The following is a 24,191-nucleotide window of genomic DNA, read 5'->3' as shown; positions in this document are numbered from 1 at the left end:
ACTGCTGCTCCCGTAATGAAATCTAATTGTAACCATGCTGTCACCTCTTTCCGGTATTTCTGGCCCACTGCGTTCTGAAGTGAACTCTGATGAGAAGAGGTTTGAGTATGTCCGACATAAAAAAATTCGAATTCGACAACTCCGGAATTGATCCAGTCACCAACTTTTCCGGAAACCGCCCTTTCGCTTCCGTGCTTGAAACCCGCATCGCCCGCCGCACCGTCATCAAAGGCGGCGTCAGCGCCGCGTTGGCGGGCATGCTGGGCATGTCGCTGATCGGTTGCAGCAACGACAACGACGGCGGCGACCCTGATGACAACCAGGGACCTTTGCTGGGCTTCACCGCGATCGCCACCAGTGTGGCCAATGAAGTGAAAGTGGCCGCCGGCTACACCGCGACGCCGTTTGTTCCCTGGGGCACACCGCTGACCGGCGCGCTGCCAGACTATCTGGGCGACGGAACCAACACCGGCGCCGATCAGGAGCAACAGGTAGGCATGAACCATGACGGCATGCACTATTTCCCCATCGATGTGAAAGAGGGCGGCTCCAACTCCGAAGAAGGCCTGCTGGTGATGAACCACGAATACATCGAGCCGGACTTCCTGCACCCTGACGGCCCGACCGAAGTCGGCGGCGTCCGCCCTGAAGCGGAAGTGCACAAAGAAGTGGCCGCCCATGGCGTCAGCGTTATTCACATCAAGAAAACCGCCGGCGTTTGGGATATCGTCCACGGCAGCCAGTACAACCGTCGCGTGACCGGCGCTACCGACATGGAGTTGCGCGGACCCGTGCGCGGAACCGACTATGCGGTGACCAAGCACAGCAATGAGGGAACTCTGGCGCGGGGCACGCTGAACAACTGCTCCATGGGGTATACGCCCTGGGGCACCTATCTGGCCTGTGAAGAGAATTGGGCGGGTTACTTCAAAACCGATGATGATCCCAAGCCGCGCAATCTCTCTCGTTATGGTGTGGGAACCCGTTCCCGTTATGGTTGGGACACCGTTGCGGGCGTGGATGTCTACGAACGTTTCGACGCCACCAGCAAAGGCGCCAGCGCTGCGGACGACTATCGCAATGAGCCCAACACCTATGGCTGGATTGTGGAAATCGATCCGTTCGAGCCGACCTCCACGCCGCAGAAGCGCACCGCTCTGGGCCGCTTCGGTCATGAAGGCATCATTTTTGGTCTGGTGGAAGAGGGCAAGCCGATCGTTTGCTATTCCGGCGACGACTCTCGTTTTGAATACATCTATAAGTACGTGTCCAATCAAGCCTATTACGCAGACACCGCCAGCGGCGCGCTGCTGGACGACGGCAAGCTGTACGTGGCCAAGTTTAACGATGACGGCAGCGGCGAATGGCTGGAGTTGTCTCACGGCGTAAACAGCCTGACTGTCGCGAATGGTTTCGTGGATCAGGCGGATATCCTGATCAACGCCCGCACCGCGGCGGACTCAGTCGGGGCCACGCCCATGGATCGTCCTGAATGGGGCGCAGTGCATCCCACGACTGGCGAGGCGTACTTCACGCTGACTAACAACAGCAAGCGTAAGGAAGACCAGGTGGACGCGGCGAATCCACGTCCCAATAATCAGTATGGCCATATCATTCGCTGGCGCGAGAACAGTGATTCCGTCACCGCATTCCAGTGGGATATCTTTGTGCTGGGCGGTCCCGCCGGCACGGCGACGCCCGGTGAGAGCGCGGCGCTGGTGACGCTGGACGACAGCAACAAGTTCAACAGCCCGGACGGCCTGTGGTTCGATAAGCGCGGCGTGTTGTGGATTCAGACGGACACCGGCGGCACGGAAGAATTCGGCAACGATCAGATGCTCGCGGCCGACCCGTCCACCCGCGAGATTCGTCGCTTCTTCACCGGCGTGGTGGACTGCGAAGTGACCGGCGTGACCTCGACGCCGGACCTGAAAACCATGTTCGTCAATGTCCAGCATCCGGGCAGCAAAAACGGCGACGGCAGCTACACCAGCAACTGGCCGGATGGCGGCTCCGCGCGTCCTCGCGCTTCCACCGTCATCATCACCAAAGACGACGGCGGTGTAATCGGCAGCTAAGCCGCGCTAGAACGTTTGCCGGCCGCGGATGAGGAACTGGACGCCGTCGATTTCCTCTCCGCCGCCTTCGTCCCGGTCCAATGGGACGGCGATATCCAGGTGCAGGACGCGTGTGACCTGGATACGGCTGGAAGTCAGACGCAGACCGATCCCGACATCGTGCAGGACGCCGTTGTTGGGACCGTTATCCTCGCCGGGAAACCATGCCCGACCCATATCCACGAAGACCGCGCCGCCCAGGCGAAACAATTCGAACGGATGCCAGTTGGAGTAGTAACGACGCTCCAGGGTGAGCAGAAAGCTGCGATCCCCCGTCTGATAACGCAAAGGATAACCACGCAGGCCGTTATCGCCGCCCAGGGTGAGCTGCAAGTCTGAAGTCAGGCCTTTGCTGTAAGCCAGGTTAAGCGCTGCGTACCAGCTGTTCTTGCGCTTGGATTCGGTGCGCAGGTAACGGGTTTGCAGGCCCAGGACCATATTCTCCATCCGGTCTCCCGAAGGACTCCAGTAAGCGCTCTGATCGAACTGGATATCCGCGAATTGCAGGCGTTCCGCAAGCAGCGCGCGGCTGATTCCGCTTTTCAGCACCCACTGATCCTCGCTGGCGCCGAACGATTCCGACGACCAGCCCAGTCGCGCATATAACTGCAGGCCGGTGGGAATATCCTCGATCTGTTGGATCTGATTGAAGTTGTAGGTCTGGAAGTAAAGGTCCTCACTGTACTGATAACCGATCCAGGGATAGCTGAGGATGCGGTCCTCGGGAAAGGGATCGGGGGGCGTTTCTCCCGCTTCTTCGGAGAAGTCGTAATGGGCGTACTCATAGCCGTAAAGCAGGCGATGGTCGTTGAAAGCGCCGCCGCCAATGGAGTGTCCGCTGAACAGGCCGTAACTCTCCAGGCGCAGCTTGAACTCGCTGACGCTATCGCCCCGGTAATAAAGTTTTTGCGTCAGTTGCTCGCGGTTGTAGGCGACGCCGCCGGACCAGTTGGCCCCGACTTTATAGAAGGGCCGCACAAACTGGGCGGCGCGGCGGTAACCGTCGCTGTTTTCCGAAAGCGTTAACTGGGACGTCCAGCGGGAGCCCAGCAGGTTGGGGTCCTGATAATCGACGGTAAAACCGGTGCGGGATTCATCTTTCTTGTGGCTGAAAGCCAGACGCTTGCCATACCCCAGAAAGTTCTCGTCGGTCAGGCCCAGTATGGTGGTGTTCTCGCCGCCGCTGCGACTGAAACCCAGCGCAGGCAGTAACGTCCATAAGTCCCGGGTGACCACGGCGACATCCACGACTCGCCCGCACACGCGAAAGGGCCGCACCCAGGCGTTGTACAGGTAGGATTTATCGCGTAGAGCGCGCTCGCTTTGCTGCAGGACATGCGGGTCGTAGGGATCGCCGCTTTTGAACAGAAGCTGGTAACGGGCGGCTTCTTCGCGGGTGCGGATATGCAAGGCGTTGGCGGTGCGGTAAATCCAGTGATCTTCTTCCGGATCAGTTGCGTCAAAAATCTCCCGATTAAAGACATAGACCTCGCCAATCTGCGCATCCTCCGGGATGGCTAACCCCAGCTCCTGCCGTAGTTGTTCGCGAGGGTTATCGAAGTCTACCTCGCCGGGCTGGATTTCCGCATACTGACAGCTCAACGCCGCTTCCTGCTCGGCCCAGGCGAGTTCGGCGCAGCAACCCGACGCAAGGACGACGAGCCAGCGGAATGGTCGGCGAGGGGAGATTGGGCTCATTGCGTATCCATCGAGAGGAAGTCCTGATTAATAAGCAGTTTTTATTTATAAGCTTAGCGGTTTATGCAGCAAGATGGAGCCTCAACTTTATCGTCTGATAACTGAGCGTACTTCTGAATACCGAGCGGACCTTAGAATACTGCGCGTTTGTATGATTCGCGCCACCACTCCGTTCACCCTGAGCCCGTCGAAGGGCTGCGCACCCGCTGCGTCTCAATAATCAGGATCAATCGTCCACCCTGACCCTGCGGAAGGGCTGCGTACCCGCTGCGTCTCAATAATTGGAATCAACCGTTCACCCTGAGCCTGTCGAAGGGCTGCGCACCCGCTGCGTCTCAATAATCAGGATCAATCGTCCACCCTGACCCTGCGGAAGGGCTGCGTACCCGCTGCGTCTCAATAATTGGAATCAACCGTTCACCCTGAGCCTGTCGAAGGGCTGCGCACCCGCTGCGTCTCAATAATCAGGATCAATCGTCCACCCTGAGCCTGTCAAAGGGCTGCGTACCCGCTGCGCCTCAACAATCGGGATCAACCGTTCACCCTGAGCCTGTCGAAGGGCTGCGTACCCGCTGCGTCTCAACAATCGGAATCAGCCATCCACCCTGAGCCTGTCGAAGGGCTGCGTATCTGCTGCATCTCAATAATCAGAATCAACCGTTCGCCCTGAGCTTGTCGAAGGGCTTCCCAGAGCATAAAACTGAATCAGGAGTAGAAACACGCCTATTCCACCGCCGCCAACGCCGCAGAACATTTCTCCCGTAAAAAGTCCCGCAACAACAAGGCGGCGGGCGTCACTTGTTTCTTCCCTGGACACACCAGATACATGCTGATTTCCGCACAGGCGTATTGGCTCAGGGTGGCGCGCACGCGACCATGGAGCAGGTCGTCGCTCATGTCGAGCATGGACTTATTGGCCAGACCGACGCCGGCGACGGCCCAGCGGTGGACGGCTTCGGCGTCGTTGCTGATGCGGTCACCCTTGACGTTGACGCTGATGCGCTGGTCGCCGTCGTGAAACCCCCACTGGTCATAGGCGCGCTCATCCACCAGGTACAGCAGGCAGTTATGGTGGCGCAGATCCTGCGGCGTCAATGGATCGCCATGGCGTTCGAAATACGCTGGCGAACCGCAGATGATGCGCCGGGTGTTCACGATATTGAAGGCGACATGGTTGGAGTCGGGCGGCGCGCCATAGCGCAGGGCGATATCCACGTTTTCCCGATTGATGTCCGCCACCCGATCCGTCAGCTCCAGGCGCAGCACGAGATTGGGGTATTGCGTCTGAAACTCGTCCAGCCAGGGCATCAATAGATTGCGCCCAAAATCTGAGGACGCGGAGATGCGCAGAGTCCCGCTGATTTCGCCTTTCTTCGCCAGTAACTCCCGGCGCCCCGCATCCAGGGCGTTCAACGCCGCGCGGCAGTGAAGCAGGTAACTCTCCCCCTCGCTGGTAAGGCGCAGGCTGCGGGTGGAGCGCACGAACAGGGCGGTGTCCAGGCTCTGCTCCAGGCGCTTGATGGCGGCGCTGGCGGCGGCGGGGGTCATATCCAGCTCGCGGGCGGCGGCGGTGAGGCTGCCGTGCAAAGCAGTTTGATGAAAAACGGTAAGATCGTTGATAGAGGACATTTTCAAAAAATATTTGAAAAAGAAACAACTAATAGGCTGTTTTTCGTTAACAGTCAATGAGAGAGAATGCCTCATCGCCGCATTACGGTCCCGAATTCACCTTCACAGGAGCACGAACATGAAAGCTATTGGTTATCTGCAAGCGCAGCCTATCGATCATCCGGAATCACTGTTGGACATCACCCTGCCTGACCCGCAACCCCAAGGGCGCGACCTGTTGGTGGAAATCAAGGCGGTGGCGGTTAACCCGGTAGACGTCAAAGTGCGTAGAAGTTCTTCTGCGGAAGGAGACGCTCACAAGGTGATCGGCTGGGACGCTTCCGGTGTGGTGAAAGCCGTAGGAGATCAGGTCAGCCTGTTCAAGCCCGGCGACGAAGTCTACTACGCAGGCTCTATCGCCCGTCCCGGCACAAACAGCGAACTGCATCTTGTCGATGAGCGCATCGTCGGGCGCAAGCCGTCCAATATCGGTTTTGCGGAAGCGGCTGCGTTGCCTTTAACGGCGATCACCGCCTGGGAAATGCTGTTTGAACGTCTGGAGATCGGCAAGCAGGACGGTTCAACCGGTCCCGCCCGCTTACTGGTAGTCGGCGCCGCTGGCGGCGTGGGTTCCATCATGCTGCAGTTGGCCCGCAAACTGACTGACGCGGTGATCATCGGCACGGCGTCGCGTCAGGAAACCCGCGATTGGGCGCTGGCCATGGGCGCGCATCATGTCATCGACCATCGCCTTCCTTTGCACGAAGAGTTACAGCGCATCGGCATAGACAGCGTGACTCATGTGGCGAGCCTGACCCACACGGAAAAGCACTACAGCAGCATTGTAGAGGCGCTGGCGCCGCAGGGTCGTCTGGCCTTGATCGACGATCCTTCCACGCCGATCGATATCATGCCTCTGAAGCGCAAGAGCCTGTCTCTGCATTGGGAAATGATGTTTACCCGCTCGCTCTATGAAACTGCGGACATGATTGAACAGCATCGCCTGTTGAATCGCGTGGCGGAGCTGGTGGAGGAAGGCGCAGTGCGCACGACGCTGAAGCAGAATCTGGGCAAGATCAATGCGGAGAATCTGAAGCGCGCCCACAGCCTGATTGAGAGCGACGCCGCCATTGGCAAGATCGTGTTGGAGGGATTCTGACACTTTTGGTCCCTTCGGCGTTTCCGTATTGCAACCGTCCCATGCCCGGCTAAGCCGGGCGTTTCCGCTGTTTTCAGCGGCCTTCCGCAAAGTCCAGTTACTTTATTGCAACGGTTTTGTAAGTCTTGCCTAGGACTTCCCATGGATTTTCCCGCCTCGAAGCTGGCTTTGATTGTAGTTTCCTATTTTTTATTTTCTTTCAATGCATTGTTTTTAAAAGAGAAATTATTCTAATTGGTATTCTTTTTCAGATTGCCCGCGTTATTCAGGTTTTCTGGTATGAAACTTGAAAACTTATCAGCAGTTTTTGTTGAACCGTTGTAGCGCCGCAGAATGTAAGAGGAGACGATTAATGCGAAAGGTGACACTTCTTGGTTTTCTGGGCGCTCTGTTATTGACTGGTATGACACAGGCTTCCGTCATTGAGGAAGCGGACGAGGCGACTTGGGCCCCGTCGCAAATCCAGGCGGGAGAAATGGCTAAGCAAGGTCGCGCTGCAGTGAGTGAACATCGACCGCATGAGCCGCGTCAGGCGCAAGCGTCGAGAGAGGCGGATGACTGGCTGGACGCCTACGTGCAGGAAATGTTTCAGGTGGAGGCGCGGGCGCCGCGTTTCATCGGCGCTGAACCGGTGGTCAAACCGTATTGGTTCACATTGCTGTTGTCAGACGTCGCCTCCATTCGCTGGTTGTTCTCGCATTTGGGCGGCAATCTGTGGGTGATTGATCACAATGGTCCGGTGACCTATGTTCCGCAGCCATCTACTTTGGCGCTGATGGGGTTGGCCGGATTCGCCACGCTGACGGCGGGATTGCGAAATAAGCATAAATATTGTTAAGACTCCGGGGCCCGGATGTGTCACTATAGGGTCCCCTCAAAAAAATTCCGAATTATTAAAGAGTTGCCTGCGCCGGTCCGTTCCGCTCCGTCTTCCTGCGGACGGGCCGGCTTGGGGCTTGTTTTGCTAACGATTCGCCAAGGTTTGGTGTGAAGTATCGGCAATGAAGATTAGGCGAGCCTTCTCGGAAGAGTGTGTTGTATTGAGTGAGATCGCCATGGAAAGCAAGGCGGTCTGGGGCTACTCCCAGGCGTTTATGGACGCCTGCCGCGCGGAATTGACCTATTCCGAAGACTACATGTCCCGACACACGGTATATACGGCGGTCGCCCGCAGCGGTGAAATCGCCGGTTTCTATTCTTTGCGCGCGCTGTCCCCGGTGTGTACTGAGATGGACGCGTTGTTCGTGCGCCCGGACTATATGCGTCAGGGCGTCGGTCGCGCTCTGATGGAGCATGCGGTGCTGTGGGCTTATCAATCTGGTTATCACCTGATGATGATTCAGGGCGATCCCAACGCCGCCGGGTTTTACGAAACCTTTGGCGCCATTCTGATCGGCTACTCCGACTCCACCCGTTTCCCTGGCCGTAAGCTGCCTTTGTTCCAGATTGCGTTGATCGATCAGGTCTCTGCAATCAGCGCGTCCTTGTAATCCCTTCGTAACCGTTTCCCGCGTCTTTGTGTCGTTATTGGCCTTCTATGTGATTATTTTTTGAACTGTGTCACAAAAAGGACTAATTTATAAGACATCACCAAGAGTCTCTATCAGTGGCGAATTGTCTGACGCCTGACAGGCGACGATGTGTTCCTGAACGGCGCCGACGCGACAATAACAATATAAAGGCTGAGGATTATGGAAACTCTCAATGCTGTCATCACCATCGCCAGCGTGTTGCTGGTATTGAGCGGCGTCGCTTTGTTCTTCGGGGGCAAGCTCGCCAATCATGGCGCGGAAGCGCGGCAGTCGGGCATCTACGCGAACTTCAACGCGCCCACCGTGGTTTTGTTGCTGGCGGGCGTCGGGATGGCGCTAGCTCCACGACTGACCAACAACACTCAATATGGCTTCAACCAGTTACCGGCGCCGGCGGCGGGGATCGAGAGCATGTCCGACGCCTCCAACAAAATCGCCGACGTGGCGCAGTCGGAAAGTCAGCCGCAGGTTTCCATTCAAGCGAAAACGTCGCTATTAACGGCGGGCGGTTATGAACTCATGAGTTATTCCCGCGACAACAAACAAATGCATCTTGTGGGCGGAATGGATCTATACGCGCTCAAGGTCGACCAATACCAGATCTTCGTGGAGCTCAACGCCTACGACGACCAGGGCCTGCGCGATATCTACACTGGCAGCGGCCTGCTGTATTTCGACGGCTCCAACTGGATGCTGGATATGGAAGGTGGCGTCGGGCCAGCCATGTTGACGCAGCAGGAAACCCCCGTGAAGGTCACCAGGGAAGGAGATTTTATCGTGCTGGCCTATGAGACGGACGGGCGCTCTTACCAGTTGATCTGGCTGCAGGATTAAGCGCCCGCGCGGCGCTCACCAACGCCCGAACATGTGAAAAGCGGAGGGGCTGCCAATAGGCGCGCTGAAGTCGCCATGTTTGCAGTCCCGCACCAGCGTTTCGAATTGCTGATGATTCATATGAATCAGATCCCGATGATCACCCGCCTCCAGATATAACTCCGCTGAACGCAGCAGCTCGTCGTCGACGATGGTTTCCATCTGATAGGCCAGCCCGACGGCGGGAATGGCGCCGAGGGAACAATCGTCGAACAGGGAAGACAGGGACTTCTCATCCGCCAGCTTCAAGCCTCGCTGCACGAGAGAGCCCAGCTTTCTCATCTGCACTTTGTTGATAGCGGGAAGCACCGCCATCAGATGGCGGCCTTCATGATCCTCCATCACCACGGCCTTGGCCATGTTCTTAAAAGGCACATGGGCGGCGATGGCGGTCTGTACTGCGCCTTCGCTATAAACATGGTGGGTGACGTCATAGGAGATCTGTTGATTGTTGAGGTACTGTCTGACTCGGTAGGCAATAGACATTTTCTCGCCCTCCTACATCTTTTTAACGCACAGGCAGCGCCTGACTGAGCAGGCGCAGGCGGATAAATAGTGAGAAAGCTATTTGTCCGCCGGATTCATAAATTATAGCTCTTAAGGCTTTGTGTTGATCGTTTTTTGTGCTTGTTGAGCGTTTGGATCTGGCCTGGATGCGAAACCTGGCGCTGGTCCGGATATTGCTGTAAGCCCCCTTTGATTCAACCCGCGCCAGCGCCGGCGATCCCGGCATCGACGCGGCGGCGTATTGAGCGATCCTCACATACATACAGGAGCAGTAGATGTCCGTGCAGTGGCGTAAAGGTCTGGCAATCATTGAGGGCTGCGCCCTCGTAGCCTTAGGGCTGGTTTTTCTCAACAGTTCGCATTTGCTGGTCAGCGGCGTCGCCGGGTGGGCGCTGATCATCGAACACTGGATTCCCCTGAGTTTCGGCGGCTTGTTTTTTCTGCTGAATTGCCCCTTCTTTGTGCTTTCGTGGCTTACCTTGGGGCGTGCCTTCACCTTTAAGTCATTGGCGGCTATCGCTTTTGTCAGTCTGTTGAGCGATGCGCTGATGGCGTCGATTGCATTACAGGCCACGCCACAATGGTTGGCGGCGTTGATCGCTGGCGGCCTGATTGGCGCGGGGCTGACCTGGATCATGCGTCATGGCGCTTCCCTGGGCGGGGTGAATATTGTCGCGGTCTGGGCGGAGCACCGCTATGACCTGCAGGCGGGGCAGACCCTGTTTGCCGCGGACTGTCTGGTCGCTCTCGTCGGCGCCTGGGTGTTCAATGGCTGGGAGCTGCTGTGGTCCCTGATGGGATTTGTGGTGCTGAGCTGGGTGGTGGGGCGTTATCACAAGCGGGATCAGCTGCGGAGAGTGGAAGCTGAAGAGTGCGAATCGTCCCGTGTCGAGCTGGGAGTCAGATGATTCTTGCAATCTTGGTTGTATAAACGATGTTCAAGTATTAGGTCTTAGAGTCTAGGTTGGCGATGATGTTTTAGACCGTAAAGATGATAAAAAGCCGCTTTCCCCTTTAATTTTCAGGGCTCTGAGCCTGGGGTGGTGGCGTTGCAGGCGCAGAAAAGCTATTATCGGCGGCCCATTAACCGCAACAACACTAGTATTTTGTCCCTATGAACGCCAACACGGACGTATACTTCCGAGAATCCGATGACAAATCCTTCGCCGAGCGGGTGATCCGCGAGAGCATGGCGGAGTACTTCAACAAGTATGAAGTGGAGTGGACGCCGGAGCGGGTTTCGAAATACTGGGGCGACCACGAAAATTACGATATTTTTTATCGTGAAGAGAAAGTCGGGGTGTTGCGTCTGGCGTTTGACGAAGAAGCCTGCATCGTGCGCGACATGCACGTACTGCCCGCCTACCGCAATCTCGGCGTTGGCAGCCAGGCCATCCAAAGAGCGTTCACCGCCGCCTGGGTGCGCGAATTGCCCAGCGTCCGCCTGAAAACCTTCGTCTGTAATCCATCAAAGAATCTGTACCGTCGTCACGGCTTCGCCCTGATCGACAGGAAAGACAATCTGATTTTGATGGAAAAAAAGGTCGACTAAGTGATTAACCCGGCAGGCGCGTACATGCGCCTGTTGCTCACAGACTTCCCTCCGCCTGCTCATCCAGCTCCAATATCAGCGCTTCCATACGCTCCCGATAATCCCCTGGTTCTTGCCAGAGCCCACGCTGCATCGCTTCCAATAGACGTTCCGCCATTTCCTGCAACGCCTGTGGATTGTGTTCGCGCATAAAGGCCTGGTTGGCGGCGTCGAAGGCGAGGGCGTCGCTGACATGGGCGTATTGGTAGTCGTCCACTAGCCCTGTGGTGGCGTCATAGGCGAACAGGTAGTCGACGCTGGCGGCCATTTCGAAAGCGCCTTTGTAAGAGTGTCGCTGCATGGCGGCGATCCATTTGGGATTGGTCACCCGTGAGCGAACGACCCGGTTAAGCTCCTCTTTCAGCGTGCGTATTTTCGGCGCGGCGGGGTTGCTGTGGTCATTGAGATAGACGCTGGGCGCATCGCCCCGCAGCACGCTGACCGCATTGGTCATGCCGCCCTGGAATTGGTAGTAATCGTCGGAATCCAGGATGTCGTGCTCCCGGTTATCCTGATTTTGCATCACTACTTCCAACTGGCCGAGGCGGTAGCTGAACGCACCGAAGGCCTCTTCTCCCGTCTCATTTTGACCGTAAGCGTAGCCGCCCCATTGCACGTAGGCGCGGGCGAGGTCGTTTGGCGTTTCCCAGCAACGCTCGTCGATCAGGCCCTGAAGCCCGGCTCCGTATGCGCCGGGTTTGCTGCCAAAGACGCGGAAACCCGCTTGTCGTCTGGCTTCTTGCGCTGACGCGCCGGCGGCGGTCAGTTGCGCCTCCCGTTCCCGGATATGGCGCTGAATGAGATTGCTGTCGCCGGGCTCCTCCAGCTCCGCCAGTTTTTGCACGGCGGCGTCGAACAGTTTGATGACATTGGGGAACGCGTCGCGAAAGAAACCGGACACCCGTAGCGTCACGTCCACGCGGGGACGGTTCAGATAGAACGCGGGGATGATTTCGAAATCCACCACACGATGAGAGCCAGGCGCCCACACCGGTTTCACGCCCATCAGGGCGAAGGCTTGCGCGATATCGTCGCCGCCAGTGCGCATGGTGGCGGTGCCCCAGACCGACAGCCCGATTTGCCTGGGATAATCGCCATGCTCCTGCAGGTGGCGCAGCACCACTTGCTCCGCTGAGGCCTGACCCAGCTCCCAGGCGGTTTTGGACGGAATCGCGCGGCTGTCCACGGCATAGAAATTACGTCCAGTAGGGAGCGTATCCAGACGTCCGCGGGTGGGCGCGCCGCTGGGGCCGGGTGGCACGAAGCGTCCCGCCAGCGCGCGCAGACTGTGTTGAATCTCGTTGTCGGCGCTACGTTGCAACGCAGGCTTCAGTACGGTTTGCAGATAGGCGAGCAGGGCTGAGGCGCTGGGCAGGCTGTCACGCAGCGCGGTTAACGGCGCATCACTCAGAACATATTGCTCAACCAGTTGTTGCGCATACAGTTCCAGACGTTCCCGCGTATGCTGTTCCGTCCGCCAGACTGACTCCAGCAGCGCAACCAGAGGCTGCGGCCGTGCGCCCAGCCAGAGGCGAGCTTGCGGTTGCAGGGGATCGAATGGGTCATCGCCGTTGACGGACATCTGCATATCCGCCGCCAGCGCATGCAACAGGCCGCGATCATCAGGCTGTTCCCCACGAGGCAGTCGCACCAGCGCGGTCAGGGTATCGCGCATTTGCGCGGGCTCCGGCAGTTCCCCCAGACAATGCAGGCCATCGCGGATCTGCGCCTCTTTGATGTCGCAGAGGTAGGTGTCCAGCTCCTGCAGTACGGCGTCATCGTCCGGCACCGCGCCTGCTCGCGACAGCTCCGCCAGCACGTTGGCGCTGCGGGCTTTCTGCAGAATTTCTCGGCGCAGGTGATTCTCTCGACGCGCATCCAGGCCCATGGCCTGATAATACTCGTCCACCATACGCTCCAGCTCCGCCAGCTCGCCATAGACTTCCGCCCGGGTCATGGGCGGCATCAAATGGTCGATGATCACCGCCTGGGCGCGGCGTTTGGCCTGCGCGCCTTCGCCGGGATCATTGACGATAAAAGGGTAGATATGCGGCATGGGGCCAAGGGCGATGTCCGGCCAGCACTGCTCCGACAGGGCCACGCCCTTGCCCGGCAGCCATTCCAGATTGCCGTGTTTGCCCACATGCATGATGGCGTCGACTTCGTAGGCGTGGCGCAGCCAGAAGTAGAAGACCAGATAACTGTGAGGCGGGATCAGGTCGGGATCATGGTAATTAGCGGCGAGGTCCATGTTATAGCCCCGCGCAGGCTGAATGCCGACGAAGGTTTCCCCCAGGCGGACGCCGGACAGCATCAACCTGCCGGCGCGACATTTGGGATCTTGCTGCGGCGCTCCCCAGCGCTCCAGCACAGCCTGTCGACAGCGCACCGGCAGGCGATTGAAGCAGGCTTCGTAATCCGCCAGGGCCATGCTTTGATGGCAAGGCAGCAGCTCAAGGGTATCTGGATTATTGGTGATGGATGACTGCAACTGTTCGATCAGCGCAGCGGAGTTTTCCGGAATATCCGACACCGGGTATCCCGCCGCCTGCAGACCACGCAACAGGTTTAATGTGGAGCGCGGCGTATCCAGGCCAACGCCGTTGCCTATGCGGCCGTCTCGGGTGGGGTAGTTGGCCAGCACCAGGGCGATACGTTTGTGGGCGTTGGGCTTGGCGCTCAGACGACTCCAGCGCAGCGCCAGTTCGGCGACGAAGCGGGCGCGTTCTTCCTGTAACGCGTAGCGCACCACATTCAGCTGACAGCGTTCGCTGTAGTAATCGGAGTCTTTGAATCCCACTGCGCGGGTGATGACCCGGCCGTCCAGTTCCGGCAGGGCGATATGCATGGCGATATCCCGGGAACGCAGGCCGCCGCTTTGCTCGCGCCAGTCCGCTTCACTGCTGGAAGCCAGAATCACCTGCAAAATAGGGACGTCGACACTCAGTGGATGGGTATAGTCAGTGGGCGTTGATGAGAGAGAGGCGTTGCCGGTGTTTTGCAGCGCGAAAGCGGTGGTGTTGAGAATCACTGTGGCCGCGCTGCGCTGGCACAGCAGGTCCACGGTTTCCAGACAGGCGGCCTCTTTCAGGGAGGCTACCGCCAGCGGCAGCGGGTTCAAACCCTGTTCCTGCAGTACGCGAATCAGCCCGTCGAACATGGCGGTATTGGCTTCCTGCAGGTGGCTGCGATAGAACAGCAACAGCGCGGTGGGCTGGTCTGGACGCCAGTCCTTGCGCCAATCTTCGAGAGTGGCGTCGGCGATGTGTGGATGATAGATCAGCGTGCGTGGGATAACCTGCGGCTCAAGCCAAGGCAGGTTCCAATCGAAAAAAGTGGTCGCAAGATAGCGAAACAGCTGTTCACTGTTGCCGCGTCCGCCTTCCCGCAAATAGCGCCAGACGCGATGAGCGCAGGCGGCGTCGACGTTGCCGCCGTTCAGCAGTTGCTGGTCTTCGCTGTCATCGCCAGGAACCACAATCAATGTGCGTCCGGGACGCCGCGCCCAGTCCTGCAATTGCTCCAGTCCATAGGGCCAATAAGACGCGCCGCCAAGCAGCGACAGCACCACGACTTTGGCGTGGTCCAGCACCTGGTCCCGATAGAGGTCGAACGCCGCTGGTTTGCTCAGGTGCATCCAGTTGGCGAGCCGCAGGCTGGGATAATTATCCGGCAGCGTCTCCGCCACCTGGGCGAGCAGCGCAAGCGCGCCGTCCGCCGCGGTGAGAATCACCAGATCCGCTGGCGTTTGTTGCAGATCGACGATCCCTTCGCCGTCATTGAAACCGCCTGGTTGCGCCGCCAGCAGATGCATGGGCTCAGACTTCCGCCGCGCTCAGGGCGTCACGTAGAGCGGAGGCGTCAATGCCCTGACCGATAAACACCAGACGGGTTTTACGGTCTTCGTCAGCGCCCCACAGACGGTCGAAATAATGGGCGATGCGGTCGCCCACTGCCTGCACCACCTGGCGCATGGGCTTATCGCCGTTGGCGACGAAGCCTTTGACTCGGTAGATGGTATTGGCGCTGATGAGGTCGCGGGTAATCGCCAGGAGCTTGTCGCTGTCCACGGCACCCAGCGTAATGACGCAGGAGTCGAAATCGTCGTGGGCGTGGCGGTGGTGATGACCGTGGTCATGGTGATGATCATGATGAGTGTGGATGGCTTCGATGCGCTCTTCCGTCGCGGCTTCCAGGCCGATCAGCACTTGCGAATCCACCTCGCCGTTGGCGACGAACAGGGTTTTCACCCGCTCCGGCAGCTTCGCCTGCACTTGTTGCAGCGCCTGTGCGCGGGCGTCTTCATCAAGGCAGTCGCTCTTACTGATAACCACCAGGTCCGCCGAACTGAGTTGGTCGTCCAGCAGTTCCCGCAGGCTGGGGTTGTGATCGAGGCTTTCGTCCGCTTGGCGCTGTTGCTCCACCCGTTCCGGGTCGTGAGCGAAGCGGCCTGCCGCCACAGCCGGGCCGTCCACCACGGTAATGACTGCGTCCACAGTGCAGAACTGCTTGATGTCCGGCCAGTTGAACGCCTGCACCAGCGGCTTGGGCAGCGCCAGACCGGAGGTTTCAATCAGGATATGGTCAATCTGATCGCGGCGCTCCACCAGCTTCTGCATCACGGGCAGAAATTCCTCTTCCACCGTGCAACAAATACAGCCGTTGGCGAGTTCGTAAATGCCGGAATCCGTTTGCGTGGCGGCGTTGTCGTCGCAATCCAGAGGGCAATTGCGCAGCAGGTCGGCGTCGATATCCAGCTCGCCGAACTCATTGACGATCACTGCGATGCGTTTGCCGTTGGCTTGTTTCAAAAGATTGGACAGCAGGGTGGTCTTACCGCTGCCAAGAAATCCGGTGACGACAGTGGCGGGAATTTTATTCAGTTGCACGTTGGGGCCTCTTGCAGTGTTCCTTAAGATGCGGCGGCGCGTACTCCTGCGCCTCGATTAATGAGTCGCATTCTGCGCCAAATCTCCCGGATTTTCATCCTCTTAGAGTGGGTGAACGCAGATCGCCAGGAGAATAAAAGCGTATGGAGACAAGCCGGATAGCGGGTAGATTTCACGGCGCGCCATTACCTCGCGCCCAGTGAATGACGACCGGCGTGGCGGGCGCGTATTGACTTTACCGCCGGAGATTTACATCTTTAGCAGACTTAACCTTGCAAGCGTTAAGCGTCGAAAGGACCTGCCTGAAAAGGATGTGATGTGAACGCTACTGCTATTGTCCGTATTCTCTGCACTCCGTTGGCCTGGGTGGCCGGCGTCCTCTATGGCGCGTTGCTGGCGCTTATCTACTACAACCTGCGCGTCGAGTGGGGATGTGATCCTGAAATGTATGGCGGCGGGGATTGTCTGGCGGAAGGTTGGGACGCCTGGCCGGGTCAGGTAAGGTTTGTCTGCGCCGGACTGGTGGGCGCTTGTGCGGTTGTCGCCGCGACCTTTATTGCACCCGCCTGGAAGCGCTGCGCTTCGGCGGCGGCCAGCGTGGCGGGGGGAGGCTTGATGTATCTGTTGCTGGGCATTTACGCGTTGGCTGGCGCTCTGGCGTGCGGCGCGATTGCCGGCGTGATCTATGACGCCATGTCCCGACGCAGTAAGGCGCCCAAATGAAGGAATACTCCCGTTTGTGGGAGAGCCCACGCGTGCAGGGCGTAGAGTTGCTTTCCGCCGCGTTTAACCGTTTCTCATTCAGCAAACACTGGCATGACCAGCTTGCCGTGGGCGTTATTCTGCAAGGCGCTGAGGGACTGGATTATCGCGGCGGCAAAGTGGTGATTCCCCGTGGCCAGATCGTCGCCATTAATCCTGCGGAGCCGCATACTGGCTTCGCCGCCAGCGATGGCGGCTGGCGCTATCGCATGTTCTATTTCGAAGAAGCCCTGCTGCGGGAAACGCTGCGTGAGCATCGCAATGGTTTCTCGCCCTTTCTGCGGGGTCCGGTAATTGATGATCCGGCTGTCTTTTCGTTGTTGCTGGAACTGCATCAGGCGTTGGAGACGGAGAGTTTTTCTCTGGCTCAGGATTCATTGCTGACCGCAGCGCTGCATCAGCTTTTCCAGCGCCATGGCGATGGCGGCGAAGTTGGGGCTAGGCGCGTTCAGGATCTGCAAGGCTGTCTGCGGATTCGCGATTACCTGCATGACCACTGGCGTCGCAATGTCGCCCTGGAAGAGTTGGCGGGGCTGACCGGCATGAGCCGCTTCCAGTTGATTCGCGCCTTCAAGCAACGCTTTGCGCTGACCCCTCATCAATTTCTGATATTGCTGAAAACCCGTGAAGCCAAACGGCTGTTGGAGGCCGGTATGGAGCCGCTGACGGCGGCTCTGGAATGTGGTTTCTTCGATCAAAGTCATCTGCATCGCAATTTCAAGCGAGTGTATGGCGTGACCCCTGGCAGTTTCGCCAAACGCAATTTCGTACAAGAACCCTTCTCTCCTTCCGTCATAGATTAGCGCCTGTTGTTGGTCGCCTCTGCGAGACTGTAGGCGGCTTTGGAGTCAATGCAGGAAGTAAATCTATGTCGTTAAGTTTTATCGCGGCCTGGCTGGCCGTCATGTTCCCCCTTGTTTTCAGTCCCGGACCCGCCAATGTGGTGTTCGCCGCATCCGGCGCGCAGTTGGGCGTTAAACGTTCATTGCCCTTGATGGCGGGAATCGATCTGGTGTTTCTTCTTAAATCATTGTTGGTGGGGTTTGGCCTGGGAGCGGTGATGCAGGAGTATCCGCAAAGCTACGCCATTCTGCGCACCGCGGGCGCCTGTTATCTGTTTTATCTGGGTTACTGCTTTTTCCGTCCGGCGCTGTCTGGAGAGCCGGCCGCCCCCAAAATCCTTGGCTTCAAAGATGGCCTGATTATCCAACTGCTCAACGCCAAAGGGTGGGTGATGGTGGTCCTGATGTTCTCCTTGTTTGGCGCTCAAGGTGAAGAGGCGACGGCGCGGGCGCTATGGCTGGCGGCGATGCTGGCCTGTCTTAATATCTGTACTCATCTTGCCTGGATCGCTGCTGGCGCAGTGCTGGTGAAGCGCCTGACTGGCGGTCTTGGCCAGCATGTTCAGGCGGTTTTGTTCGGCGGCGGCTTGACCGCTGTCGGCGTCTGGTTACTCCTGGGTTGACCTACCCTATCTTGCACCCGGCTTCGGCCGGGCTTTTTTATTTGCTCTGTTTGATTGGGAGTTTTTAATTTTCCACGACGGGTTTTCGTCACTTTCCTCGCTTTTATTTCTTTGGCGCGCGATGGGCGTCGTCCTCCATTGCACCCAGCGCCAATCTTTTCATGCATAGAGTTTTGGAGCAGATAATGGAAGAAGTATATAAAACCCCGGAATCCTCCCTTATTGACGGCCGCAGTAGCCGCAAGCCCGTTGGCGATTACCGCCTGTATAAGTTGCCCGCTGTAGGACTGGCGACGTTCTTCGGCACTATTCTGGCCGGCGGCATTATTCTTTCTCACAACTTCAAGCAGCTTGGCCGTGAAGACATGGCCCGCAATGCTTTGGTGTTCTCTTTTCTGGCGTTGGTGGTGATCTTTGGATTGGCGTTCTTTGTGCCGGATATTCCTGGCGTCAACGTGGTGTTCACCGTCGTACAGTTGGTGGCGATGATGCAGATCGCCAAGAAGTACCAGGGAGATGATGTTGAACATCATATGGCGAACGGCGGCGCCATGATTTCGAATTGGGCGGCGTTTGGTATTTCGCTGCTGGTGCTGGTTGTCGTGATTGGTTTGTTGTTTGGCGTTGGCATGTTGCTGCCGTATTGATCAAATAAAACTGATTCGAAATATAAAAGAACGCCCGGGGTTAGCCGGGCGTTTTTGTTTTAAAGACTGGCGGGTTGCAGCGTGAACTGGCGTCTGCGATGCAGGGCGGCGAACGCCAGCATCAGACCTGCCAGTCCCAGCAGCAGCCACTCTTCAGGCTCAGGGACTGGAGATGCACTGAACATGTCCATGGGGGCGCTAAAAGCTTCTTGCCCGGTCTCTACCTCACGATCAAAACGATCCGCCTTTTGCTCCGCTTCCTCCAGCGCTTTTTTCTGACGCTCTTCCACCAGTACGATCATGGAAGAATAGTCCGTCACCATATGTTCGGCTTTGGCGATCGCGTGCAATTGGTCCAGCACCTGGACATCGGAGGTGTCGCGGGTCTGCGCCAGATACTCCAGCCAGCGGCGCGCGGCGATAGCTGAAAAGAAGTCCTCCCCGCTTTGCGCGCTGTTTTTCTCCGCCTCGGCGCTGGTGTTTTCATCCATGTACCAAAGGTAGTGAGGGGTGATGGCGAACAAGCCGTCTTCTGCTCGCCCTTGTCGGAACTGGTGGGCGACGATCGCTTCCTGTAGCGACTGGGTGACGCCGCCATGGCTTTGCTTGAGCAAGTCCAGTGTCTGGTCGTGATAGGCGTAAGCCAGAGCGCCGCCCAGGTGAACCAGCCATACTGGCGGCATCTGGGTGGCTTTGAATGAGACTTGGGACTCCTGTTCATAGCTGCCGGCGTCGGTCAGCAGCATTACCGCCTCATAATTCTGCTTTGCGTTTCTGCGCCAGTCGGCTAACTGGTTCATGGGCAGGCTGTCGCCATAAAACTCTTCGGCTGCCGGCAGGTTTTTCATGGGCTGGCAGCGTGTATGACACAGAAAAATTTCGTGGGCGATATCGAGCTGTTGTAGTTGCTTCAACGCTGCCGCTACATTTTCCGTCTGCTCGCCCATGCTGTAAGAGCCGTCGATAAGAACGGCGTAAGGCGTTTTTGATGCTTGGATATCCCATTGCGCATCAGCGCCGGTGCGGGGAACGGCGCGAACGCGCTGGCCAGCGACGACGGCGTCATGCTGCTTGCGCGGGACGACCGCTGACACCGGTGCAGTAGTGGGGAGCCATACGTCCTCTTCAGTGCGAACTGGCTGGCCGTTCAAGGTGCGTTGAGTTTGATCGCTCCAATAGGCGTTGCGCTTTTCCAACAGCTGAGGCAAGGGCCAGGCGTCTTGGTCGTCCAGGGTGGTTTTGTACTCCACCGTTAAATACATGGGTTTGACCTCGTAGTCCGTACCCAGTCGCAGGCCCATGGAGCGATTGTATTTGGCGCTACGAGGCGGAACGGGAAAGGCGCGCAGACGATATTGACGGGGACCGACCTGTTCCAGCAAAGAGGGGTCGATGCGTCGGCTCACTTCGTCGTTGTAAACCTGTTGCGCTGCGCCGCGAGGCGCTACGGCGTAGACAAACTTGTCCAGATCCGTCGCATCGTCGCTCAGCCATAGGCCCGTTAGCGCGGCTTCTTCCGGCAGGCTGAAATGGAACGTGACCTCATGATTGTTGTAGGTCTGGTTCTCCAGGGTTTGCACTATGCGAATGCGCGCGCTGTCGTCTTGCGGCTCGACCGTGATCGCTATGTTGGTGACTAATACATGCCGGTTCAGCACATCCACCAGTCCTGCAGCGGGGCTGCCTTGGTCGAAGGTGGCTTTGAGGGCGTTTAGAATCGCCTCCGGTTCTCCTTTTTCGATGGGCTGATCAAAGAACTTCTGATAATAACGGGCGGCGCGCTCTTTATCCTCGTGGAAGTAGGCTCCATCGTAAAGAAAGGGCGTCGCCAAAAAGTCGAAGACGGCTTGTGATACTTTCGCCAAAGCATGGTCTGCATCGTCAAAAGCGCCCAGGTAAGCGTTATACACGGCGCTGTTTCTCTCTGTGGTGGATAGATAACGATAGGGCGCCAGGTAGGCGTTGATCAGTCCTTTGCGCAAGGCGTCGTGCTTTTCTCGCGGAATACTGGGGATCGTTTCGCCAAGTCTGAATTGCTGGTCCAGGAACGCCATGCGCTCAAATGTTTCCTGTTGTGGCTGCTGATTCAGGACGGCGAACAGGATGGCGTTTACCCCCAGTATTCCCGCTGTAATGGCGCTGGCTTTGGCGCGTCCAAGACTGGCGTCCGCAATGCGCCATTCACGTAGAAACTCCCGGATGTAAAGGAAAATCAGCACAAAGGGGAGCGCCAGAAAGACCACGCACGTCGACAGGCCACATATCAGCGCTACCAGGAAGAGTAGATAGTTAAAAATATCACCCAAGTGGCTTAGTTTGATCTCTCCCAATAATTCGAAGAAGCCTGCGGTGGCGGGAATAAAGAACGGCGCGAGCAGCAGTGCGCAATACAGTCCAGTCAACAGCATGGTCATGGCGAGACTGAGTCGCAGCCACATGGGGAAACGAGTGTGGAGGCCGCCCCACAGACAGGCGAGATAAGCGAATAGGGCGACCAGTATATTGATCAGCACGTGCGTGACGCCTGGATTCAGCTCGCGCAGCAGGAACATTGTGCTCAGCATGATAAAGATGATGGGCATCTCCACGCCGTAAAACAGTTTGATCAGCGCGGTGGGATTTTTTCGGAAACGCGTGAAACCCAGTCCGATACAGAGCGCCGGTATCGCCACCAACAGGGTGGCGAACAATGCGGTGAACCCGCTGTGCAGCCCGATGACGGCGCCGGTGATAGCGGGCATGGTGAAGTGGGGAATGATCAGGACGCCCGCAAGCACGGCGTAGGTCAGGTTCCAGAACCAGAACAGGAGGTAGCAGCAGACCGCTATCCACACAGGTAACTTCTTATTTTCCATTGTCGCTCCGTTCAGCGCCGGAAGTCTCAGCTCCGGTCAGGATGTGTTGAACATGTTGGCGCAGTAAAGCTGTCGCTTGCGCCGCAAGGTCGGGGGAAATCATGCTGTTCCAGGCGACGGAGACCATCACCCAGGATTGTTCCGGTTCACGCCAGGCGGAAAAGACGCGGGAGGAGTAATCCGCGGTTTGCCTGTCGGCGGACTGGAACCAATAAAATGCGGAGCGGGCGCCTTGATCGAGGCGCAGATATTTAATCTCGCTTTGGTCCGGCAGCACCCAGGTTTTCTCATCATCAATGCTGACGCCCTGGGATCGATAGCAATTACGGGGATCGTGCTGGGCTTTCCAGTAGCGGCTGTGCACCAGAATCAAACTGCCCTGCATGTCCCGCCAGGAAAACAGGTATTTGCGGGCGGTAGCGGCGTTGCGATCAAAAAAGCCGGCTTCTATGTCGGATAAGGGCGCCGCCTGCGCGGCGAACTGTGGCGGCGCCGGCAGGTCGACCGATGCGTCCGCCAGCGTCAGTTTCGGGTGCGGCGTATAGCCGAACAGCGCCAGAACCAGGAGAGCGGCAATGGCGAGCTCCCCGTTACGACGCCAAACCGATGACTCCGTCGAGGCGGAGCCAGAGAAACAGGTGAAAGATGATGGCGCATGGTTCTGGTCTGTCTGAGGACGCGACGGCGTCAAGGTCAGGGCGAGCCAGGCCAGGGCGCAGGACAGCACAAATCCCAACGCGCCGAGGGCTGTATGAATGTGATCCGCAACCTGCGGCGCATCCAGCGCCAGATCTGTATACACCAGGGCGGTAATGCGCAGCGCGTTGAAGAATATCAGTGCGCTGAGAAACAGCATCAGGACGGCAAGCCAGCGCCAGGACAGCGCTTTGCGCTCCAACCAGGTGAGCAGCAGGAAAAAGATCATACCCGCCCAGATTCCTTTCAGGCCGCTGCAGGCCAGATCCACCACCGCCGCTTTGTTTTCAATCAGGATGATGGACTCATTGGACATGGGAGGAACGCCCAACGCAGAGAGTAAGTCGCCAGCCAGATCGGCGCACAGCAGGCGCAGGGGAAAGCCAAGATAAATATCCAGATAACCTTCAAAAGGCAGTGCGAATATCAACAGTGCGCAGGGGATCAACGCGCTGCGCCAGAGACTGGGCGCGACATACAGGCCCAGCAGGCCGTAACTGGCGGTTGTCATTAGCGTAGCGGAGAAGATATGAATGCCGGTGACGTACTCGTTGAGTAGATACGCAAAACAGCTGGTCGTCAGCAGGGCGAAGGGAAGCATGCGCCATTGAAACGCCAGCCCATGGCCAGAAGATGCTTTTCTCCTGTAAGCATGGATCGCTACGCCAACCAGTAACAAACAGGCGATGACATGGAACTCGTTTTCCGGCGTCAGCATCTGGTTTCCTATCCAGGCCAGGACAGGGCTGAACAGCCACAGGAAAAGGGTGGCGATAATCACGCGAACGCCAATGCGATAAAGCGGCGGGCTGAACAGGGATGTTCCGGATAATGCGTTTGGCGGCATGCGTATCTGAAGGTCAGGATAGAGATATCAGTGAGGCATTATCTCTACTTAGTCGGGCGAAAACCTAGCGGAAAAATGACGAATTATGGCGACGCCTGGCCTCAGAACCAGTTTGTGTTTTGAAAGTAGGCGCCGAACTGATCGAACAGGCCGACGATGATGGCGTAGCGGGCGCCTTTGCCGGCGAAAGTGAGGAAAACAAAGATGGGCAGACGTATACGCATGAGGCCGGCGATGAAGGTCAGTGCGTCGCCGAACAGAGGCGCCCAGGCCATGAGCAGGGACCACACGCCATAACGTTGAAACCAGCCCTGCGCGGGCCCCAGGTTTTTCTCCTTGAAGGGAAACCAGCGCCGGTCCTTGAAGTGCAGAAGATAACGCCCCAACGCCCAATTAACGACGGAGCCAAGAGTATTGCCGACCGTGGCGAACACCCACAACAACGCTGGATCGTAGCCAGTGGCGAGCAGGCCGGCGAGCATGATTTCGGAATAGGCGGGCACCAGCGTCGCCGCCAGAAAGGCGATGAAAAACAGGCTGAAGTAAGCTTCCACTGCGAGCGCCTATTGGGAGTACACGCTGACTTCGATCAGGTTAAGGTCCGGATCGTTGAAATAGACGGAAGTAATCGCGCCCATGGCGCCGCTTTTGGTGACGGGGCCTTCCACAATATCGACTTTTTCCACCTGCAGGTGGGCGATGACGTCTTCCAGTTTCCACTGGGTGATTAAACACAAGTCTCCAGAGCCGACGCCGGCGCGATTGCGGGTTTCCTGACCCAGGGTCTGCAGATTGATTTTCTGCATGCCGAATTTCAATGCGCGGCGTCCCGCGGCGAAGGTGACAGGCTCCATATGCAGGACGCGCTGATAAAACGCAACGGAACGCTCGATATCCGCAACGGTGAGGACAATATGGTCGATATGGCTGATCATCCGAAAAATA

At 57.7% G+C, this 24,191-nt stretch carries 20 protein-coding genes; 11 read left to right on the top strand and 9 right to left on the bottom strand.

Translation table 11 applies throughout. The features are described from left to right. The first annotated feature begins 107 nt into the window (after positions 1 to 107). Positions 108 to 2,078, top strand: coding sequence for a PhoX family protein (locus ACQYWX_RS28540; RefSeq protein ID WP_431687154.1), 1,971 nt, complete (start codon positions 108 to 110; stop codon positions 2,076 to 2,078). A 6-nt stretch (positions 2,079 to 2,084) separates the two neighbouring features. Here ACQYWX_RS28540 and ACQYWX_RS28535 read toward each other — a convergent pair whose 3' ends face one another. Together ACQYWX_RS28535 and ACQYWX_RS28530 are read right to left on the bottom strand one after the other, a co-directional pair. Beyond that, positions 2,085 to 3,815, bottom strand: a complete 1,731-nt coding sequence (locus ACQYWX_RS28535; protein WP_431687153.1) for a BamA/TamA family outer membrane protein — start codon at positions 3,813 to 3,815, stop codon at positions 2,085 to 2,087. Positions 3,816 to 4,538: 723 nt separating this feature from the next. Further along, positions 4,539 to 5,444, bottom strand: coding sequence for a LysR family transcriptional regulator (locus tag ACQYWX_RS28530; protein WP_431687152.1), 906 nt, complete (start codon positions 5,442 to 5,444; stop codon positions 4,539 to 4,541). A 118-nt stretch (positions 5,445 to 5,562) separates the two neighbouring features. Here ACQYWX_RS28530 and ACQYWX_RS28525 point away from each other — a divergent pair, with 118 nt between their 5' ends. The 4 genes from ACQYWX_RS28525 (at position 5,563) to ACQYWX_RS28510 (ending at position 8,948) form a co-directional block, all read left to right on the top strand. Continuing rightward, on the top strand, positions 5,563 to 6,582 hold the full coding sequence (locus ACQYWX_RS28525; protein WP_431687151.1) for a zinc-binding alcohol dehydrogenase family protein: 1,020 nt from the start codon (positions 5,563 to 5,565) through the stop codon (positions 6,580 to 6,582). A 352-nt stretch (positions 6,583 to 6,934) separates the two neighbouring features. Beyond that, on the top strand, positions 6,935 to 7,420 hold the full coding sequence (locus ACQYWX_RS28520) for a hypothetical protein (RefSeq protein WP_431687150.1): 486 nt from the start codon (positions 6,935 to 6,937) through the stop codon (positions 7,418 to 7,420). A gap of 163 nt (positions 7,421 to 7,583) precedes the next feature. Continuing rightward, positions 7,584 to 8,072 (top strand): GNAT family N-acetyltransferase, encoded by a 489-nt coding sequence (locus ACQYWX_RS28515; RefSeq protein WP_127973954.1) that lies wholly within the window; start codon positions 7,584 to 7,586, stop codon positions 8,070 to 8,072. A 201-nt stretch (positions 8,073 to 8,273) separates the two neighbouring features. After that, positions 8,274 to 8,948 (top strand): hypothetical protein, encoded by a 675-nt coding sequence (locus ACQYWX_RS28510; protein ID WP_431687149.1) that lies wholly within the window; start codon positions 8,274 to 8,276, stop codon positions 8,946 to 8,948. A 15-nt stretch (positions 8,949 to 8,963) separates the two neighbouring features. Here the strand turns inward: ACQYWX_RS28510 and ACQYWX_RS28505 are convergent, their stop codons facing one another. Further along, positions 8,964 to 9,473 carry an aminoacyl-tRNA deacylase gene (locus tag ACQYWX_RS28505; RefSeq protein ID WP_279501410.1) on the bottom strand — a complete coding sequence of 170 codons (510 nt, stop codon included), beginning with the start codon at positions 9,471 to 9,473 and terminating at the stop codon, positions 8,964 to 8,966. 296 nt (positions 9,474 to 9,769) lie between these two features. Between ACQYWX_RS28505 and ACQYWX_RS28500 the strand changes: the two genes are divergently transcribed. Both ACQYWX_RS28500 and ACQYWX_RS28495 read left to right on the top strand, forming a co-directional pair. Then, positions 9,770 to 10,402, top strand: coding sequence for a YitT family protein (locus ACQYWX_RS28500; RefSeq protein ID WP_431687148.1), 633 nt, complete (start codon positions 9,770 to 9,772; stop codon positions 10,400 to 10,402). Between the two features lie 206 nt (positions 10,403 to 10,608). Continuing rightward, positions 10,609 to 11,046, top strand: coding sequence for a GNAT family N-acetyltransferase (locus ACQYWX_RS28495; protein WP_216739332.1), 438 nt, complete (start codon positions 10,609 to 10,611; stop codon positions 11,044 to 11,046). A gap of 37 nt (positions 11,047 to 11,083) precedes the next feature. On the opposite strand, the gene cobN is transcribed toward ACQYWX_RS28495, so the two are convergent. After that, positions 11,084 to 14,899: a cobaltochelatase subunit CobN gene (gene cobN / locus ACQYWX_RS28490; RefSeq protein ID WP_431687147.1), complete on the bottom strand. Its 3,816-nt coding sequence runs from the start codon at positions 14,897 to 14,899 to the stop codon at positions 11,084 to 11,086. A gap of 4 nt (positions 14,900 to 14,903) precedes the next feature. Continuing rightward, positions 14,904 to 15,974 (bottom strand): cobalamin biosynthesis protein CobW, encoded by a 1,071-nt coding sequence (gene cobW, locus ACQYWX_RS28485; RefSeq protein ID WP_431687146.1) that lies wholly within the window; start codon positions 15,972 to 15,974, stop codon positions 14,904 to 14,906. 318 nt (positions 15,975 to 16,292) lie between these two features. Here cobW and ACQYWX_RS28480 point away from each other — a divergent pair, with 318 nt between their 5' ends. The 4 genes from ACQYWX_RS28480 to ACQYWX_RS28465 all read left to right on the top strand — a co-directional run bounded on the left by ACQYWX_RS28480 (position 16,293) and on the right by ACQYWX_RS28465 (position 18,848). Beyond that, positions 16,293 to 16,697 carry a hypothetical protein gene (locus tag ACQYWX_RS28480; RefSeq protein WP_431687145.1) on the top strand — a complete coding sequence of 135 codons (405 nt, stop codon included), beginning with the start codon at positions 16,293 to 16,295 and terminating at the stop codon, positions 16,695 to 16,697. Beyond that, entirely contained in the window at positions 16,694 to 17,539 is an 846-nt protein-coding gene (locus ACQYWX_RS28475) for an AraC family transcriptional regulator (RefSeq protein ID WP_431687144.1), read from the top strand. The genes ACQYWX_RS28480 and ACQYWX_RS28475 overlap by 4 nt, the downstream gene beginning before the upstream one ends. Positions 17,540 to 17,604: 65 nt before the next feature. After that, complete coding sequence (locus ACQYWX_RS28470) at positions 17,605 to 18,201, top strand: LysE family translocator (RefSeq protein ID WP_431687143.1); 597 nt, start codon at positions 17,605 to 17,607, stop codon at positions 18,199 to 18,201. A gap of 185 nt (positions 18,202 to 18,386) precedes the next feature. Beyond that, positions 18,387 to 18,848 (top strand): hypothetical protein, encoded by a 462-nt coding sequence (locus ACQYWX_RS28465; RefSeq protein ID WP_431687142.1) that lies wholly within the window; start codon positions 18,387 to 18,389, stop codon positions 18,846 to 18,848. A 59-nt stretch (positions 18,849 to 18,907) separates the two neighbouring features. Here the strand turns inward: ACQYWX_RS28465 and ACQYWX_RS28460 are convergent, their stop codons facing one another. The 4 genes from ACQYWX_RS28460 to ACQYWX_RS28445 form a co-directional block, all read right to left on the bottom strand. Next, a complete protein-coding gene (locus ACQYWX_RS28460; RefSeq protein WP_431687141.1) occupies positions 18,908 to 21,703 on the bottom strand; it encodes a TIGR02921 family PEP-CTERM protein in 2,796 nt (931 codons plus the stop codon). Continuing rightward, complete coding sequence (gene xrtO / locus ACQYWX_RS28455; protein ID WP_431687140.1) at positions 21,693 to 23,246, bottom strand: exosortase O; 1,554 nt, start codon at positions 23,244 to 23,246, stop codon at positions 21,693 to 21,695. The genes ACQYWX_RS28460 and xrtO overlap by 11 nt, the downstream gene beginning before the upstream one ends. 101 nt (positions 23,247 to 23,347) lie before the next feature. Continuing rightward, positions 23,348 to 23,800: a YqaA family protein gene (locus tag ACQYWX_RS28450; RefSeq protein ID WP_431687139.1), complete on the bottom strand. Its 453-nt coding sequence runs from the start codon at positions 23,798 to 23,800 to the stop codon at positions 23,348 to 23,350. A gap of 9 nt (positions 23,801 to 23,809) precedes the next feature. Beyond that, positions 23,810 to 24,181, bottom strand: coding sequence for a VOC family protein (locus tag ACQYWX_RS28445; protein WP_431687138.1), 372 nt, complete (start codon positions 24,179 to 24,181; stop codon positions 23,810 to 23,812). Between the last annotated feature and the right edge of the window lie 10 nt (positions 24,182 to 24,191).

Origin of the sequence: Hahella sp. NBU794, from assembly GCF_050749805.1 — a bacterium.
Lineage (GTDB): Bacteria > Pseudomonadota > Gammaproteobacteria > Pseudomonadales > Oleiphilaceae > Hahella.
Note: the sequence above shows the minus strand (reverse complement) of the source record. Positions and strands in the feature narration are given on the sequence as shown.